The sequence below is a fragment of the Glutamicibacter protophormiae genome (assembly GCF_016894325.1).
GTDB classification, from domain to species: domain Bacteria; phylum Actinomycetota; class Actinomycetes; order Actinomycetales; family Micrococcaceae; genus Glutamicibacter; species Glutamicibacter protophormiae.
Window position 1 is genome coordinate 125,634 of sequence record NZ_CP069806.1, and the last position, 16,055, is coordinate 141,688.

Here is a 16,055-nt window from a genome sequence, read left to right on the forward strand (position 1 = left end):
TGCGTCCTTTCAACGGGCAGCAGCTCCCATTTTATCGTGCGGGCTTCTGCCTCTGGTTGAACGCGATATCCAGGGCCTGGGCAATGTTCTCCACCTGGAAAACGCGGATGCCGTCCGGGATGTTCTTCAGCGGCTCCGGCGTCGCCGGAGCCATGGCGAAGGAGAAGCCCAGACGCTGGGCCTCGGTGATGCGCCGCGCAATCTCCGGGACCTGGCGGACCTCTCCGGCAAGCCCCACCTCGCCGAAGGCGACGAAATCCTGCGGCAGTGGGAACTCGTTCAGCGAGGAGGCCAGCGCCAGCGCGCAGGACAGGTCCGCGGCCGGCTCGCTGATCTTCACCCCGCCGACGGTGGCGATGTAGGAGTCCATGGAGGAAAGGTCCATGTGGGCGCGGGCCTGCAGGACGGCGACCACCATCTGGGCGCGCGCGGCGTCCAGCCCGCTGGTAGCTCGGCGCGGCGCGGGCCCGCTGCCGCGTGAGAGCAGGGTCTGCACCTCGGCCACCAGCGGCCTTCGGCCTTCAAGCGTGACCGTGATGCAGGTACCCGGAACGGGGTTGCGGGTGCGGGTGACGAAGAGCTTGGAGGGGTCGGTCAGCGATTCAATGCCGTCCTCGTTCAGGTCGAAGCAGCCGACCTCGTCCGTTGCCCCGTAGCGGTTCTTCAGCGCACGAAGTATGCGCAGGCGGGAATGCTTCTCGCCGTCGAACTGGCACACCACGTCCACCAGGTGCTCCAGCAGGCGGGGGCCCGCCACCGAGCCTTCCTTGGTCACGTGCCCGACCATGATGGTGGTCATGCCGCGGGTCTTGGCCGCGTTGATGATGGAGGCCGCCACCTCGCGCACCTGCGAGACGCCGCCGGCCGCGCCGTCGACCTCTGCGGAGGAGAAGGTCTGCACCGAGTCGAGGATCAGCAGCTGCGGGTTGATCTCCTGGATCTGCCCCAGCGCCAGCGAGAGGTCGGTTTCGGCCGCCAGGTAGAGGTTGTCCGCGACGGCGTTGATGCGTTCGGCGCGCGATTTCACCTGCGCCGCGGATTCCTCGCCGGTCAGGTAGAGGACTTTCAGCCCGGTGTTGGCGGCCTTGGCGGCGACATCCAGCAGCAGCGTGGACTTGCCGACCCCGGGCTCCCCGGCCAGCAGGATGGCTGCGGCCGGCACGAGGCCGCCGCCCAGCACGCGGTCCAGCTCGGAGACCCCGCTGGGACGGAATGCGGCTTCGGAGCCGTCGATCTGCGCAATGGGCTTGGCCGGATGCGCGACCTTGGCCGCGGGGGCGGTGCGCGCGGAGACCACGCCGACCTCTTCCACGGTGCCCCAGGCCTGGCATTCGCCGCAGCGGCCCACCCATTTAACCGTGGTCCAGCCGCATTCGGAGCACTTGTAGCTCGCGGTGGATTTGCTGCGTGTGGAAGTTTTGGCCATGGCTTAATGCTAGCGACCCGCTAGGACAACTTGGGCAGCGCCCCGATGGCTGTCTCGTGGTCGAGTCCGGCCGCCTCCAGCAGATCCACCAGCATCGGGCGCAGCAGCAGCACCAGGCCTTCGCCCTGCAGGCCCTCGACGCCCAGCGCCCGCGGGTCGAGCTGCGCGGCGGCGGCCTCCAGCTGGCTGCGGGCGTTCTTCTCGAACTTGTGCTGCCCGGCCAGGTTAGGTTCGCGCACCGAATGCGCCAGCGCGTTGATGCCCTCGGAGATCTCGCGCAGCAACGGCGCCAGGTTGGCCGATCCTTCCGGGGTCAGCGCGCTGTTGCTCAGCACCGAGGAGAGCCTGCGGGCGAAGACGCGGGCGTTGCGGGCGGCCCAGTCGTAGTGGTTGAAGCGATCCGAAAGCCGGGCGAGCTCCTCCCGGTGGCGCCGGCCGGCAGGGGAGAGCATCGCGATTTCCTGGGCCGCCTTGAACGCTCCGGGCAGCTGGTCCAGATGCTTTTGGGTGGCTCTGGCCTTGATCAACGCATGGAACGCAGCCCTGCGGTCATCGTCGCGGATCGCCCAAGAGCATTCCAGCATCGCTTCGGACAGTTCCTTGAACAGCTCCGAGAGTGCGGCCACCGGGGTGCGGCGCGGATCCGAGGGCCACAGGATGATGATCAGCAGCGCCAGCACCGAACCGGTCAGCGCATCCAGGGACCTTGAGAAGGGCCCGTCCACGCTGATCGGAAGCAGCACCACCAGCGCAGACTGCATACCCAGCTGGGTGGAGAAGATCGGACCGGAATCCAGATAGCGGGCCACCACCAGGCTCAACGACATCACCACGGCCGCCTGCCAAATGCCTTGGCCGAGCCAGTGCATGAGCGTATCGCCCAGGGCCACGCCCAGGGTGCAGCCGAGCGCCACCTCGGCGGTGCGGCGTACGGTGGTCGCGCCGCCGAAACCCAGCGAGATCAGCGCGCTGGTCGCGGCGAAGATCGGCTGGGTGTGCCCCAGCAGCGTGTCGGCCACCCAGTAGGCGCCGACTGCGCCGAGGGTCATGCGGATGATCCGCGGCAGGGAGTTCCTTGCGCGGACCAGGCCAGCGGCATTGCGCCGGGCCAGGAAGTTCGTGAGGTCTCGGCGCTTGCTGCCGGAGGTGCGAGCGATGGCCATGAGCATAGTCTTTCATGAGCTGTGCAGGCTCCCGGGGCAGGGACACAGCAATCGCGGTGATCAGGATCACCGAAAGTTGCAGGGGTTGTTAACCTTTCGTTCACCTTCGCTGGGGGATCTGGTTACTTTGGCTCCTTAGCCTCATAAGTGAAGCAGGACAAATGTCCGCTCGAAGGTTCAGATTCTTATCTACCAACTCTTATGGGGAGTAACTCTCGTGAAGCTCAATCGTCTTGGCAGTGCAGCTGCTGTTCTTTCTGTCGCAGCTCTCGCACTGACCGCCTGCGGTTCCGACAACCCGACCGGCGCCGCCGGCGCATCGGCGTCGGGCGAAACCCCGGCGGCCAACGCCGCGGTTTCCGGCACCCTGACCGGCATCGGCGCTTCGAGCCAGAAGTCGGCCATGGAAGCCTGGATCACCGGCTTCAAGGCCGAAAACCCGCAGGCCAACGTCCAGTACTCGCCGGACGGCTCGGGTGCCGGCCGCAAGGCGTTCATGGCCGGCGGCGCGCAGTTCGCCGGTTCGGATGCCTACCTGAAACCCGAAGAAGCAGAAGAAGCCAAGCAGGTCTGCGGCCCGGACGGCGCCTTCAACGTCCCGGCCTACGTTTCCCCGATCGCGGTGGCCTTCAACCTGGACGGCGTCGACGAGCTGAACCTCGATGCCGGCACCATCGCCAAGATCTTCAAGAAGGAGATCACCACCTGGAACGATGAGGCCATCGCCAAGCAGAACCCGGAAGCCACTCTGCCGGACACCGCCATCACCGTGGTGCACCGCAATGACGAATCCGGCACCACCGAGAACTTCGTCGAGTACCTGAAGGCCGCCGCGGGCGACGTCTGGACCTACGAGGTCTCCGGCGACTGGCCATCGGACATCCAGTCGGAGAACGCCAAGGGCACCTCCGGCGTGGTCTCCACCACCGGCTCGACCGACGGCGCCATCACCTACGCCGACTTCTCCGCCGTGGGCGACCTGTCCACCGTGAACGTCAAGGTCGGCGACGAGTACACCAAGATTTCCGCCGAGGCCGCGGCCAAGGCCCTGGAAACCGCCACCCCGGTCGAGGGGGCCGCCGAGAACGACCTGGCCCTGGACCTGGAGCGCGACACCACCGAGGCCGGCACCTACCCGATCGTGCTGCTCTCGTACCACATCTTCTGCACCACCTACAAGGACCAGGCAACCGTCGACCTGGTGAAGGCCTTCGGCACCTACGCTGTCTCGACCGAGGGCCAGAAGACCGCTTCGGACTCGGCCGGCAACGCCCCGCTGTCGGCCAGCATGGAAGAGAAGGCAGCGGCTGCCATCGACTCCATCACCGTCGCCAAGTAGCACCCCGCCGGGAAACCGGCACCCGGCGCGGGCGGGCAACCGCCCGCGCCAAACCCCCTCCACCCCCGCAGCGCAAGCTGCAACACCCCTCCAATATCCGTAAAGGCTTTAGCCAATGACTACCAATGCTTTGACGAGCAAGTCATCGACTTCCGGCCGCGCCGGGGACAAGATCTTCTCAGGCGCCGCGCTCGGCGCCGGTGTACTGATCCTGATCACCCTGTTCGCGGTGGCGGTCTTCCTGCTCATCCAGGCCCTGCCGACGTTCATGGCCGATCCGGCCGATATTTCCGGCGGCGCCGGCTTCCTCTCCTACATCTGGCCGATCGTCGTCGGCACCGTCATCGCGGCGGCCATCGCGCTGCTGATCGCCACCCCCATCGGGCTGGGCGTGGCGCTGTTCATCTCGCACTTCGCCCCGCGCCGGATCGCCGGCCCGCTGGGCTACGTGATCGACCTGCTGGCCGCCATCCCGTCGGTCATCTACGGCGCCTGGGGCTACATGGTGCTGGCCCCGGCGCTGGTGCCCGGCTACGACTGGCTGGCCAGGAACCTGGGTTTCATCCCGATTTTCGAAGGCCCCGCCAGCCAGACCGGCAAGACCATGCTCACCGCCGGCATCGTGCTGGCCGTGATGGTGCTGCCGATCATCACCTCGCTGTCGCGCGAAATCTTCCTGCAGACCCCGAAACTGCATGAGGAAGCCGCCCTGGCGCTGGGCGCCACCCGCTGGGAAATGATCACCACCGCGGTGCTGCCCTTCGCCCGCCCCGGCATCATCTCCGCCACCATGCTCGGTCTGGGCCGCGCACTGGGCGAGACCATGGCCGTGGCCCTGGTCCTGTCCACCGGCAACCTCATCCCGTCGCTGATCAAGTCCGGCAACCAGACCATCGCCGCCGAGATCGCGCTGAACTTCCCCGAGGCCTTCGGGCTGCGCCTGGCCGAGCTCATCGCCGCCGGCCTGGTCCTGTTCCTGATCACCCTGGTCGTGAACATGATCGCCCGGGCAATCATCGCCCGCCATAAGGAATTCTCCGGAGCCAACTGATGAGTGCCATGACTACTTCCGAACGCAGAAATACCGCAACGCCGCCGACCGGCCCGAGCCGCAAGCGCAACTCGCTGGCCAAGGGCAAGCTGCCCAAGTGGGCCGTCCCGGCCGTCGCCGGCGGATCGATCATCCTGGGCGCCGCCGGCTCCACGCTGACCGGCTTCAACGTGGCGACCTTCGCCATCTACTCCGCGGTGATCTTCCTGGTCGCCGCCTCGGTGGCCACCACCGTGGTCGAGGGCAAGCGCCGCGGCAAGAACGCGACCTGGACCTACCTGATCTACGCGTCCTTCATCCTGGCGCTGATCCCGCTGGCTTCGGTGCTCTACACGGTGCTGGAAAAGGGCCTGCCGGGCATGAACATGCACTTCCTGTTCAGCTCGATGAACGGCATCACCGGGGCGGTCGACAACCAGACCGTTGAAAACGGCACCCCGGTGCTCGGCGGCGCCTACCACGCGCTGATGGGCACCTTGCTGATCACCCTGTGGGCCACCGTGATCTCGGTGCCGGTGGGCATGCTGACCGCCATCTACCTGGTCGAGTATGGCAAGAACGGCCCGCTGGCCCGCGCCATCACCTTCTTCGTCGACGTGATGACCGGCATCCCGTCCATCGTGGCCGGCCTGTTCGCGGCCGCGTTCTTCGGCCTGCTCCTGGGCCCGAACTCCCGCATGGGCATCGTCGCGGCGGTCGCCCTGAGCGTGCTGATGATCCCGACCGTGGTCCGCTCCACCGAGGAAATGCTCAAGATCGTCCCGAACGAGCTGCGCGAAGCCTCCTACGCGCTGGGCGTGCGCCGCTGGCGCACCATCCTGAAGGTGGTCATCCCGACCGCAATCTCCGGCATCGCCTCCGGCGTGACCCTGGCGATCGCCCGCGTCATCGGCGAAACCGCCCCGATCCTGGTCACCGCCGGCATCGCCAGCAACATCAACCTGAACGTGTTCGCCAACTGGATGTCCACGTTGCCCACGTTCATCTACTACCAGATCATGACGCCGACCAGCCCGACCAACGTCGACCCGTCGATCCAGCGCGCCTGGGCCGCGGCCCTGCTGCTGATCCTCATGGTCATGGCGCTGAACCTGGCCGCCCGGTTGATCGCCAAGCTCTTCGCTCCAAAGAAGGGCCGTTGAGCTAGCGCTCCGGCCTTCGAAACCCCAAGAATTTTCAAGGACAAACACCATGGCAAAACGCATCGACGTCAACGACCTGAACGTCTACTACTCCAAGTTCCGCGCGGTTGAAGGCGTGTCCATCAACATCGAGCCGAAGTCCGTCACCGCCTTCATCGGTCCGTCCGGCTGCGGCAAGTCCACCTTCCTGCGCACCCTGAACCGCATGCACGAGGTCATCCCCGGCGGCCGCGTCGAGGGCGAAGTCCTGCTGGACGGCGACGACCTGTACGGCCCGGGCGTGGACCCGGTGACCGTGCGCAGCCAGATCGGCATGGTCTTCCAGCGCCCGAACCCGTTCCCGACCATGTCCATCAAGGACAACGTGCTGGCCGGCGTGAAGCTGAACGGCAAGAAGATCTCCAGGTCCGACGCCGATGCGCTGGTGGAGAAGTCGCTGCGCGGCGCGAACCTGTGGAACGAGGTCAAGGACCGTCTGGACAAGCCGGGCTCGGGCCTCTCTGGCGGCCAGCAGCAGCGCCTGTGCATCGCCCGCACCATCGCGGTCAAGCCGGATGTGATCCTGATGGACGAACCGTGCTCGGCGCTGGACCCGATCTCGACCCTGGCCATCGAGGACCTGATCAACGAGCTGAAGAACGACTACACCGTGGTGATCGTGACCCACAATATGCAGCAGGCCGCCCGCGTCAGCGACAGGACCGCATTCTTCAACATTGCGGGCACCGGCAAGCCGGGCAAGCTCATCGAGTTCAACGACACCGCCACCATCTTCTCCAACCCGGAGCAGAAGGCTACCGAAGACTACGTCTCAGGACGCTTCGGATAAAGATTTCGTCTACCGCCTGCCGTCAGCAGGTTGGTAGGTGAACCGGAAGGGGGTCTTCCGGGGATCCTGGGGATCACCGCCAGCGGCGCACCGAAAGGTGCGCCGCTGGTTTTAAATCATCGGTGCTCAGCCGCGGGCCGCCGTGCTGGCTCCGGCCTGTCCGGCGACGGCGCGGGATGACCGGGCCAGCAGCACTGCGGCGGCCACAAGCCACGGCGGCAGGAGCACGTAGCACAGGAAGCCGCCCGGAGGGATGTGCAGCGCCCCCAGCAGCCCCAGGATCCCCAGCGCTGCGGTGGTGTAGGCGAACCACGAAGGCAGCAGGCCGGTGCGCCGGGCGCCGAGCCCCATGGCGATCAGCGCAGTGCTCAGCCCGGTGAGGGTCACGAACCAGCCGTGGACCTGCAGGTAGGCCAAGGCGCCCACGCCGGCCTGGTCGGCGCTCTCGGCGGCAACCAGCATCGACTGGTTTGCCCATGCCGTCACCGCCAGGCCCGACGCCGATAACAGCCAACCCGCATGGATGGCCGCCGCGTACCCCGATTTCGTGCCGGGATGGGCCAGGAATGCGGTACGGCATGCGCTGCCGAAGAAGATCAGCGACACGGCCATGAGAATCCACAGGCCCTGCAGGACGACGTTCTCCAGCCAGCTGTCCATGATGGGCCGCACCGCGGCGGTACTCTGCAACGAGCCGAGATCCACCGTGCCGATGAACATTTGCCCCACCCAGCATGCGGCAGCCAGATACGCTGCCCGGTAAAAGAACTTCGGGTTTTCCAAAGACATTTCCATCGCCTCCTTCGCGATAGGCAGAGCATGGCATCCGTCCCGTCCCCGGCGCATCGGCCTTGGTCCCGGGACGGCCGGGAACCTGTCCCGGGATCGGTATCGAATCACGGGGCCCGGAACTACAATGGGCGCATGTGGGGCGTAGCGGTAGCCGCCGTCATCCCCGTCATCCTCGGCATTGTGGTGTTGGTGCGCAGCCGGCAACGGTGGTGCGGTGTCCTGTTGGTGGCCCACGGGGCCAGTGCGATGCTGGTGCTCGGCCTCGAACCGGATGCCTCGGCTTCCCCTGCCGCTTCGGCAGGCGCCGGGAGCTGGGTTCTGCTGTATTTCTGGCTTGTCCTGCTGGCTTATCTGGCCCCGACCGGCCGCGCGGCCAGCCGGCGGTGGCGGCGCTGGATCGCCGCAGGCAGCGCGAGCGTCATCCTGTTTGCCGTGCTGGCCGGGCTCGACGCCGTCATCGAGGAGGGCCAGATCCAAGCTGTTCCGGAACCGGTGGCCGTCTCGGTCCAGGTGCTCTCGGTGCTCGTCTTCGCAGGCAGCGCCGCCTTCTTCCTAGGCGTGCTGCCCGCCGTCTTCCTGAGGCTGCGGCGGGCGCAGGGCAAGGAGCGCAGCCAGCTGCTGTGGCTGGTCTTCGGCTCGATGGGCATCCCGTTGGGCCTGCTGCTGCTCTGGGCCAACCACCTGTTCCTCGGGGCGGTGCAGTGGGTCGACCAGATGTGCGTCGGACTGGTCGTGATCGGGCTGCCGCTGTGCATGGCGGTCGCGGTCTTGCGCCATGAGCTGTTCGATATCCACGTGGTGCTCAGCCGGGCGCTGGCCTACGGAGTGCTGCTGCTCGCGGTGTATGCGGCCTATGCGGTGGTGCTCGCGCTGGCGGGTACGCTCAGCGGCGGCGGAGCCCTGGCAACGGTCCTGGTGCTGGCCGCCGTGGTGGCTGTCGGCAACCCGCTGTTCTCCAGGGTGCGCCGTGCAGCGGAGCGCTGGGCCTACGGCTACCGGGCCACGCCGGATGCCGCGCTGCGCGAGCTGTCGCGCAGGCTGGCGGGGGTCGCGGAATCGCGGATCGAGGCCGCCATCTGCGACGGCGTCTGCCAGCTGCTGCGGGTGCCTGAAGCCTGGTTCGAGCCGCTCGGGGAGCCTGCCGCGGCGGGAACCCACCGGGTTGAGCTGTCCTACCGCGGGCATCCCCTGGCGGCCTTGGCGATTCAGCTCCCGCAGGGAAGGAGGCTGTCGGCGGGTGATCACGCACTGCTCGCTGACCTGTGCGGATACGCCGCATTGGTGCTGCATGTGGAAAGGCTCAACGGGCAGCTGAGCGCCTCGCGCACGCGCATCATCACCGCCAGGGAGGAAGAACGCCGCCGGCTGCGCCATGATCTGCACGACGGGCTCGGCCCGACGCTGGCCGGACTCACCCTCAAGCTGCAAGCGGCCGAACGGAGGCTCGATGGCGCGCTGATCCGCGAAGCCCGCGACGATGCCGCCGAAGCGGTGGGCGAGATCCGACGGGTCGTGGAGGGGCTGCGCCCGCCGGCGCTGGACGAGGTCGGGCTGCTCGGAGCGGTTGAGCAGCAGGCGCTGCGCCTGTCCGGTGCCACGCGGGTGCGCGTGCTCGCCGGCGGCCTGCCCGCGCAGATCCCCGCCGCGGTGGAGGTCGCCGCCTATCGGATCGTGGTGGAAGCGGTCTCCAACGCGGTCGAGCATGCAGGCGCGGCGTCCTGCACGGTGGAAATCGCCGAATCCCCGGCGGGCTCGCTGTGCCTCACGATCAGCGACAACGGCACGGGATGGCCGCAGGGCACCCCCTGCGGCACCGGATGGGAAAGCATGAGCGAACGTGCTGCGGAAATCGGCGGAAGCTGCACGCGTCGGGAGGTCGAAACCGGCGGAACGCGCATCTGCGTTGCGCTGCCGCTGGGCATCGGTTCGGCGAAAGGTGCCGCGGATGATTCGCATTTTGCTTGCTGACGACCATCCGGTGTTCCGGCGAGGATTGGAATTGGTGCTTTCCGGCATCGCGGATTTCCAGGTCTGCGCCATCGCGGAGGACGGAGGGCAGGCCGTCGAACTGTCCGAACTGCACCGGCCCGATGTGGTGATCATGGATCTGCGGATGCCGGTGCTCGACGGCATCGCAGCCACCGGCCGCGTCGTTTCGCGCACCCCGCCTCCGGCGGTGCTGGTGTTGAGCATGTTCGGCGACGAGGACCTCGTGCTGGCCGCGCTGCGGGCCGGCGCCCGCGGCTACCTGCTCAAGGGCGCCGGCGAAGTGCAAATTGAACGCGCGGTGCGCGCGGTAGCCGCCGGGGAGGCGATCTTCGACGCGCAGATCGCCTCGCGGGTGCTGGCGTATTTCGACCAGCCAACGGATCCCGCGCTGGCGGCGCTGCCGATGCTCACCGAACGCGAGCTCCAGGTGCTGCGGTTGATGGACAGGGACTTGGGGAATGCGGCAATTGCCGCGGAATTGGGTGTCGCGCTGAAAACAGTGCGGAACCACGTGTCGAATATCCTTGCCAAGCTTCAGGTGCGGGACCGGTACGGAGCCATGCAGCGTTTGCACGCCCGCGACCAGGAGCTGCGCTGAACGCAGGGCTGCCGCACTCCCGAATAAGTTTGTAAAGCTCCCTTGACTGTAAAGGAAACTTAACCATAAGGTGGTGTCACGAGAAAGGCCCGACAGGAGGAAAAACAATGCCTGAGACCCAGAAGTCGGCCTGGGGCCGCATGCGTTCGGGCGGTGGTGCCCGCAAGCTTGTTTTGCTGAGCCTTGGCGGGGGCCTGGCCGCCGCAGTCGGCCTTGCGGCTGCCGTCGCCGCAGCGGGGCCCTCGGAACGTTTCCTGGCGACACTTCTGGTCTTCGGATTCAGCTTCTGGATGCCGTTCGGCGCGCTGCTCTGGCTGCTGCTGGTCGACCGGGACACCCTGACAGGCGCCCCGAAGAATGTGGAAGACTCAGTTGAATTCCGCTGGAGCGAGCGTGCGGCGGCCGGGGTATTCCGGGATCTGCTGCTGGCCTTGGGTGTTGGTGCGGCCGTACTGAGCATTCTCCAGATCACGACGGGCCTGGCCTTTCAGTGGCCGTTGAGCCTGGTGCTCGCAGGTGTCCTGATCCTGGCGATGGCCGATTTCGGCATCCGGTTCCAGCTGGCCAAGAGGGCTGAAAGCTAGTGCAGAACTCATTGGCAGAACGCCGCAAGGCCAGGGGACTGTCACAGCAGGCGCTCGCCGACGAGCTCGGTGTTTCGCGCCAGAGCATCATCTCGCTGGAGAAGGGGCGGTACGATCCCTCGCTGCCGCTGGCGTTCAAGCTGGCAGCGGTGTTCGGGTGCGCTATCGAGGAATTGTTCACCCCGGACCCCGAATAGGCCGACCGGAGGCTAGAAGAGCGGGCTGATGGCCAGGGTGAGCACCGCGCCGCCGAAGACGCACACCACGGGCGTCAGCACCCAGTGCCAGGCCACCCTGGCGACATTGCGCCAGAAGACCGACTCGAAGGCCTGGTTCTTGCCGGCGCCCACGATGCCGCTGGTGACGGTCTGGGTGGTGGACAGGGGCAGGTGGAAGACCAGTGAGCCGATGAACAGCATGATGGCGGAAACGCCTTGGGCGATCATGCCGCGCATCGGGTCGAAGTTCACCAGGCGGCGCCCCAGCGTGTGGGTGATGCGCCAGCCGCCCAGCAGCACGCCGAAGGACAGGGCGACGCCGGCGGCCAGCTGGATGGCCCAGGTCACCGGCCCGGGATCCATGGCGTCCCCGGTGATCAGCACCAGCGCAATCAGGGCTCCGGTGCGCTGGCCGTCCTGCAGGCCCAGCCCGAGGGCCGAGGCGCAGGCGGTGACCGCTTGGCCGGCGCGCGATACCTCGTTCACGGTACGCGAGGTATTGTGCCGCACCAGCCACATCGCGGGGATCACCACCAGATAGGACAGCGTGTAGGCGATGACCGGGGAGATCAGCAACGGCAGCAGGACCGAGCCCACCAGCAGCGCCCAGGCGCCGGACATCGAGGCATCCCCCATGAACGCCGCGGCGCCGCTGGCGCCCACCAGGGCGGAGAGCAGCGAGTGCGTCGAGCTCATGGGCAAGCCGCGCCACCAGCAGTACAGGCCCCAGGCGCCTGCGGTCAGCAGGCCGCAGATCACCAGCTTCAGCCCGTCGATGCCGTCCGGCACGTTGAAGTTCAGGGCGTCGACCAGCGCGGTGCTCAAGCCGGAGGTGGCGATGGTGCCCAGGAAGGCGAAGAACGACGCCACCACGACGGCCACGACCGGGGTCAGCGCCCTGGTGCGCACCGCGGCCGCCACCGCAGTGGAAGCGTCCCTGAATCCGTTGAGCACGGCGTAGCCCAGGGTCAGGACCACCGCGACGGCAGTAAGGGACGAAATAACGGTCATGGGCCTTAGGACTCCTTGACCAGTACGCGGCCCAGGTGATCGGCGAACTGGCGCAGGGTGTTGGCGGTGAGCATCAGGTGGTCCGCCACACGCTGGTGGCGGTGGATCGTGCTGGCCTTGGAGAAGGTCGCGATTTCATCCACCCAGACCAGATGGGTCCGCGCCGCACGCTTGGAGGACTGCACCATCTGCAGCCAGTTGTCTTCCAGGTCGTCGAGGTTGTTCAGCCGCTGGACCGAGTCGGAGGCCAGGTCGGCCAGCTGCGAGATGAGCTCGAGCTGCTCCGAGGAGCGCTCCGAGAGCGGGGTGGAGCCGATGTTCATGATCAGCTCGCCGGTGCCGCGCAGCTGCTCCATGGTTTCGTGCAGCAGCCGCGAGAGCGTGTACATGTCCTCGCGGGGCAGCGGGCTGATGTAGCTGGTCCGCAGGTGGGTCAGTACCGCGTGGACCAGGTCCGAGGCCTCGGCCTCGGCCGTGGCCAAGTCGCGCAGCTGCTGCGGGCGCCCCTCCGGATTGCCGATCATCTCGGAGACGCTGGCGACCGAGCGTCGAATCGTTGCGGCAAGGTCGCGCAGCAGTTCAATGCCGCGCGAGGCTGAGGGAAAGATCTGGAACTTCACTTTGTACGGCGCACCATTCAACTAGGGCATGAGAGCAGGTACCAACGCAGAACAGTTTACGTCGTTGAAGTGAACACAAGAATAATGGTGGTGCCGGACCGGGAACGCCTCTCGGCGGAAGGCCGCTCTAGGCGGCAGAGTTTTGGAGCCCGGGGTTACCAGCAGCCCGGCACCGACTCCTAGTTTTCTCGCTTCAAGCGCTTGCTGTCAACCGCCTGCTCGAATGCGTGCCGTTTCTCACGTTATCGCCTCAGCGACTTCTCGATCCCGCTGATTCCCAGCAGGGCGCAGCAGAACCAGATCGCGCCGGCCGGGCCCATGCCCGCCGCAACGGTGCTCGCGATAATCGGCAAACCTACTTGTCCGAGTCGGTTTCCCATGAGGCGGACGGCCAGTGCGGCACCCCGGTCTGCCGGTTCCACCGAGGTGGAGATCATGGTCATCGTCAACGGCTGGCCCAGGCCCAGGAAGAATCCGCCGACCAGCATGGCGGTGCCCGAGATCCACAGCGACTCGATGAAGAACGGCGCGATGGCGATGGTGGCGGCCGCCAGATACAGGCTCGTCGTGAGCAGCGCCGGGCGGCTGAAGTGCGTGGAAAGCTGCGGGATCACCAGGCGCGAGGCCACCGAGGCGCAGCCGCGAATGGCCAAAAGCACACCAACTGCCACCGGTGTGACGTTATGTTGCTCGGCCACCAGCGGCAGGAAGGCCGTGAGGATGTCCAGCATGGACAGCAGCGTCAGGGCCGCGAACATGTGGGAAGTCATGCCGCGCACCCGCAGGATGGCCAGGGCGGAGGTCTTGGGCCGGTCCGCGGCTATGGGGGCGGTGTTCTTGGTGGTCGCCGGCTGCAGGTTGGCCAGCAGCAGCGGGGCCGCCAGCAGCGAACAGCCCGCGCCGATCCACAGGGACAGGCTGATGCTGGCGATGCGTTCGGGGGAATCGGCCGAGGTCCCCGTGCCCAGGATCAGGCCCGCGGCCAGCGGGCCGAGGAACTGGCCGGCCGAATACGCTGCGGTGAACCAGCCGAACCCCTTGTCCAGGTCCTTGTCCGGGAGGAACCGCGCGATGGAGGACTGCCCGCCGATGGTGAACATCAGGTGCCCCATGCCCAGCACGGCGCTTGCCGCGGCAACCAGCAGCGCGTTGGGGGACAGCGCGATGCCCGCCCCGCCCACCGCCAGCAGGCCGATGCCGCCCAGCATCAGGTAGCGGATTTGGCGCATGCGGGAGCTGAGCCTGCCCAGCGAAATCGCGGTGGCCAGGGGCAGCAGCGCGTAGGCGGCGGTGACCGCGCCGACGGTGACGGGACCGGAGTCCAGCGCGATGAGCTTGTAGGTGGTGACCGGGCGGATCAGGTTCAAGGCCGTCTGGGACAGCAGCGCGGTGGCGATCAGGGCCAGGAGCCAGCGCAGGGTGCCCGAGGATGCTGCCTTGTTGTTCGCGGTCACGCACCGGCCCTTCGCTTGAAGAATTCTGCCGTCCCAATCCTAAGGCCAAGGGGCGGCGGGGCCGTTTTTTGTTGCTAGTCCAGCGAGCCTTGGCGCCACATTCGGGCGCAGGTCTCCAGGTCCCGGGCGGTGTTGTCCAGCGAGCGCGCTCGCAGGGTCAGGTTGGTGCCGCGCTCGCTGCTGGCCGCGTCCGCGGCGTCGGCGTGCTCGGCCATTCCCAGGGCCAGGACCCTGCAGTAGGCGGCGGTGCGTTCGAGGGCGTGGGCGAAATCCCCGTTGAATGCCCCGGAGAGAATCGAGCTGGTCATCTTCTTCAGCTCCTCGGCGCTCGGCGGCTCGGCTGCGCCGGCGACGATGCGTTCGACTTCGGCGCGGTGGGCCCCGGCGGAGAACCGGGCCGCCATGACATCGGGCATGTTCAGGGTGGCGGTGCGGACCGCGTACAGGCGCCAGAGCGCGCCGGGCAGCGAATGCGCCGGAGCCTCGCTCCAGAGCTCGGCGAGCACCTCGATGCCTTCGTCCTCGGCGACGGCAATCAGCCGCCGGGTCACCTCGGGGTCGTTGTTGGCTAGTCCCTGCTGGACAAAGGCGCGCGCGGAAAGGTGGGCGGCCTCCGAAACCCGCGCGGGATCCGCCCCGCCTTCATAGGGCTCGAAGTCGATGGGGGCGAAGGGGCGGGGTTTGTGATGCCGGTACCCCGACTCGTGGGCGGTTTGCGATCCGGAACGTGCACCTCTCATGGCGACAAGGTTACTCCCTTCTCCTTGGCGTTTTCCGGCGCCTGTGATGTCGATCCAACTCGATTAAGGATGGGAGGGCACTTCGGGTATTATGGTTTCTGGCCGTAGGCCGTGCGCCTTTAGCTCAGCTGGTAGAGCACTGGACTTTTAATCCATTGGTCGCGGGTTCGATCCCCGCAGGGCGCACCAGCCAGGACCCCGCCGCCGCCGGATTTCACCGGAGGAGGCGGGGTTTCTTTCATTTCGGCAGCAGGCTATCCGTCGAGGCAGGCCGACAGCGCGCGGCGCACGATCGGCCCAAAATCGAGAGCCTCGTCCACGGTGATGCGGTGCAGAAGCGCGCCGTCGAGGGTTGCCATGAGGAATCTGGTGCAGTCCAGCGGGTCCTTCGCGCCTAGCGCGGCCAGGGTCGCGGTGGTCCAGTTCTCGAATGTTTTCCGGTTGTCCTTCAGCGGCGCGACGAGCTCCGGCGAATGGACCAGATCGATGAACAGCGCGTAGCGGGCCAGCGTCCGGGTGCTGAAAGGCCCGCTTTGCCTCTCAAGGAGGCGGGTGAAGGCGGCTTGGGCTGCCGCCCGGTCGAGCAGCGGCGTTGCCTGTCCGAAATCCTCGCGTTCCCGTTGGGCGAGGTGCGAAGTTACGCCTTCAACGAGTGCCTGGCGGGTGCGGAAGTAGTTTGACGTCGATCCGGCGGGAAGCTCCGCTGCGCGGTCAACGCGGGCATGGGTCAATGCCTTGAGGCCCAGCTCCCCGAGGATCTGCAGGGCCGCGTCGAGGGCCCGTTCACTGCGCGGCGGCCCCTGGGGGATCGAAGTGTCCATGCCCCCATTCTCCAGCACTATAAAATTAGTGACAAGCCACTATGAACGTAGTATTCTGTCTGCGTGGGGAATCTCCCCGAACACGGGAATGTCCTGCCTGCGGCGCGGCCGCAGCCGGCGGCATTCGGCGGCAAGAAACCCGGTGGGTGCCCTTGCGAAATTTCCGGCCAACCGGGCTCCCTCGTGAAGCCGCCCCGGCATGGCGGATGAGGAATAAGCCCAGGCTCCTTTGGCGATGCCCGCGGTGCCGGACCCCTGGCCCAGGCGCAGGGCGGCGG

Annotated in this window: 16 protein-coding genes and 1 tRNA gene; 9 read left to right on the forward strand and 8 right to left on the reverse strand. The window is 67.0% G+C overall.

Annotation, left to right across the window (positions count from 1 at the left end):
• Positions 1-31: 31 nt before the first annotated feature.
• Both radA and JQN66_RS00610 read right to left on the reverse strand, forming a co-directional pair.
• Positions 32-1,426 (reverse strand): DNA repair protein RadA, encoded by a 1,395-nt coding sequence (gene radA / locus JQN66_RS00605; RefSeq protein WP_204676231.1) that lies wholly within the window; start codon positions 1,424-1,426, stop codon positions 32-34.
• Positions 1,427-1,446: 20 nt separating this feature from the next.
• Positions 1,447-2,589 (reverse strand): FUSC family protein, encoded by a 1,143-nt coding sequence (locus JQN66_RS00610; RefSeq protein WP_204676232.1) that lies wholly within the window; start codon positions 2,587-2,589, stop codon positions 1,447-1,449.
• 217 nt (positions 2,590-2,806) lie between these two features.
• Here JQN66_RS00610 and pstS point away from each other — a divergent pair, with 217 nt between their 5' ends.
• The 4 genes from pstS to pstB all read left to right on the forward strand — a co-directional run bounded on the left by pstS (position 2,807) and on the right by pstB (position 6,950).
• A complete protein-coding gene (gene pstS, locus JQN66_RS00615; RefSeq protein WP_204676233.1) occupies positions 2,807-3,928 on the forward strand; it encodes a phosphate ABC transporter substrate-binding protein PstS in 1,122 nt (373 codons plus the stop codon).
• 115 nt (positions 3,929-4,043) lie between these two features.
• On the forward strand, positions 4,044-4,979 hold the full coding sequence (gene pstC, locus JQN66_RS00620) for a phosphate ABC transporter permease subunit PstC (protein WP_204676234.1): 936 nt from the start codon (positions 4,044-4,046) through the stop codon (positions 4,977-4,979).
• Positions 4,979-6,121 (forward strand): phosphate ABC transporter permease PstA, encoded by a 1,143-nt coding sequence (gene pstA, locus JQN66_RS00625; protein ID WP_188949821.1) that lies wholly within the window; start codon positions 4,979-4,981, stop codon positions 6,119-6,121. Before pstC ends, pstA begins: the two co-directional genes overlap by 1 nt.
• A 49-nt stretch (positions 6,122-6,170) precedes the next feature.
• Positions 6,171-6,950 (forward strand): phosphate ABC transporter ATP-binding protein PstB, encoded by a 780-nt coding sequence (pstB, locus tag JQN66_RS00630; RefSeq protein WP_204676235.1) that lies wholly within the window; start codon positions 6,171-6,173, stop codon positions 6,948-6,950.
• A 126-nt stretch (positions 6,951-7,076) separates the two neighbouring features.
• Here the strand turns inward: pstB and JQN66_RS00635 are convergent, their stop codons facing one another.
• The gene (locus JQN66_RS00635) at positions 7,077-7,739 is read right to left on the reverse strand and encodes a hypothetical protein (protein ID WP_204676236.1); all 663 of its coding nucleotides are present in this window, start codon (positions 7,737-7,739) and stop codon (positions 7,077-7,079) included.
• Positions 7,740-7,874: 135 nt separating this feature from the next.
• Between JQN66_RS00635 and JQN66_RS00640 the strand changes: the two genes are divergently transcribed.
• The 4 genes from JQN66_RS00640 (at position 7,875) to JQN66_RS00655 (ending at position 11,110) form a co-directional block, all read left to right on the forward strand.
• A complete protein-coding gene (locus JQN66_RS00640; protein ID WP_204676237.1) occupies positions 7,875-9,710 on the forward strand; it encodes a sensor histidine kinase in 1,836 nt (611 codons plus the stop codon).
• Positions 9,688-10,329 (forward strand): response regulator transcription factor, encoded by a 642-nt coding sequence (locus JQN66_RS00645; protein ID WP_204676238.1) that lies wholly within the window; start codon positions 9,688-9,690, stop codon positions 10,327-10,329. Before JQN66_RS00640 ends, JQN66_RS00645 begins: the two co-directional genes overlap by 23 nt.
• Positions 10,330-10,436: 107 nt before the next feature.
• A complete protein-coding gene (locus tag JQN66_RS00650; protein WP_204676239.1) occupies positions 10,437-10,913 on the forward strand; it encodes a hypothetical protein in 477 nt (158 codons plus the stop codon).
• Positions 10,913-11,110, forward strand: a complete 198-nt coding sequence (locus tag JQN66_RS00655; protein WP_204676240.1) for a helix-turn-helix transcriptional regulator — start codon at positions 10,913-10,915, stop codon at positions 11,108-11,110. The genes JQN66_RS00650 and JQN66_RS00655 overlap by 1 nt, the downstream gene beginning before the upstream one ends.
• 12 nt (positions 11,111-11,122) lie before the next feature.
• Here the strand turns inward: JQN66_RS00655 and JQN66_RS00660 are convergent, their stop codons facing one another.
• From JQN66_RS00660 to JQN66_RS00675, 4 genes are all read right to left on the reverse strand, one after another.
• The gene (locus JQN66_RS00660; protein ID WP_204676241.1) at positions 11,123-12,142 is read right to left on the reverse strand and encodes an inorganic phosphate transporter; all 1,020 of its coding nucleotides are present in this window, start codon (positions 12,140-12,142) and stop codon (positions 11,123-11,125) included.
• A 5-nt stretch (positions 12,143-12,147) separates the two neighbouring features.
• Positions 12,148-12,762 carry a hypothetical protein gene (locus tag JQN66_RS00665; RefSeq protein ID WP_188949807.1) on the reverse strand — a complete coding sequence of 205 codons (615 nt, stop codon included), beginning with the start codon at positions 12,760-12,762 and terminating at the stop codon, positions 12,148-12,150.
• 242 nt (positions 12,763-13,004) lie between these two features.
• Complete coding sequence (locus JQN66_RS00670) at positions 13,005-14,216, reverse strand: MFS transporter (RefSeq protein WP_229777456.1); 1,212 nt, start codon at positions 14,214-14,216, stop codon at positions 13,005-13,007.
• Positions 14,217-14,290: 74 nt separating this feature from the next.
• Positions 14,291-14,956, reverse strand: coding sequence for a hypothetical protein (locus JQN66_RS00675; protein ID WP_204676242.1), 666 nt, complete (start codon positions 14,954-14,956; stop codon positions 14,291-14,293).
• Positions 14,957-15,069: 113 nt separating this feature from the next.
• Here JQN66_RS00675 and JQN66_RS00680 point away from each other — a divergent pair.
• A tRNA-Lys gene (locus tag JQN66_RS00680) sits at positions 15,070-15,145 on the forward strand.
• A gap of 65 nt (positions 15,146-15,210) precedes the next feature.
• On the opposite strand, the gene JQN66_RS00685 is transcribed toward JQN66_RS00680, so the two are convergent.
• Positions 15,211-15,777 (reverse strand): TetR/AcrR family transcriptional regulator, encoded by a 567-nt coding sequence (locus JQN66_RS00685; RefSeq protein WP_204676243.1) that lies wholly within the window; start codon positions 15,775-15,777, stop codon positions 15,211-15,213.
• Positions 15,778-16,055: the final 278 nt, after the last annotated feature.

Bases quoted from the DNA above. Each gene is read 5' to 3' on its own strand.
- radA (WP_204676231.1), bottom strand. From the start codon at position 1,426: ATGGCCAAAACTTCCACACGCAGCAAATCCACCGCGAGCTACAAGTGC.
- JQN66_RS00610 (WP_204676232.1), bottom strand. From the start codon at position 2,589: ATGGCCATCGCTCGCACCTCCGGCAGCAAGCGCCGAGACCTCACGAAC.
- pstC (WP_204676234.1), top strand. From the start codon at position 4,044: ATGACTACCAATGCTTTGACGAGCAAGTCATCGACTTCCGGCCGCGCC.
- pstA (WP_188949821.1), top strand. From the start codon at position 4,979: ATGAGTGCCATGACTACTTCCGAACGCAGAAATACCGCAACGCCGCCG.
- pstB (WP_204676235.1), top strand. From the start codon at position 6,171: ATGGCAAAACGCATCGACGTCAACGACCTGAACGTCTACTACTCCAAG.
- JQN66_RS00635 (WP_204676236.1), bottom strand. From the start codon at position 7,739: ATGTCTTTGGAAAACCCGAAGTTCTTTTACCGGGCAGCGTATCTGGCT.
- JQN66_RS00640 (WP_204676237.1), top strand. From the start codon at position 7,875: ATGTGGGGCGTAGCGGTAGCCGCCGTCATCCCCGTCATCCTCGGCATT.
- JQN66_RS00645 (WP_204676238.1), top strand. From the start codon at position 9,688: ATGATTCGCATTTTGCTTGCTGACGACCATCCGGTGTTCCGGCGAGGA.
- JQN66_RS00650 (WP_204676239.1), top strand. From the start codon at position 10,437: ATGCCTGAGACCCAGAAGTCGGCCTGGGGCCGCATGCGTTCGGGCGGT.
- JQN66_RS00660 (WP_204676241.1), bottom strand. From the start codon at position 12,142: ATGACCGTTATTTCGTCCCTTACTGCCGTCGCGGTGGTCCTGACCCTG.
- JQN66_RS00675 (WP_204676242.1), bottom strand. From the start codon at position 14,956: ATGAGAGGTGCACGTTCCGGATCGCAAACCGCCCACGAGTCGGGGTAC.
- JQN66_RS00685 (WP_204676243.1), bottom strand. From the start codon at position 15,777: ATGGACACTTCGATCCCCCAGGGGCCGCCGCGCAGTGAACGGGCCCTC.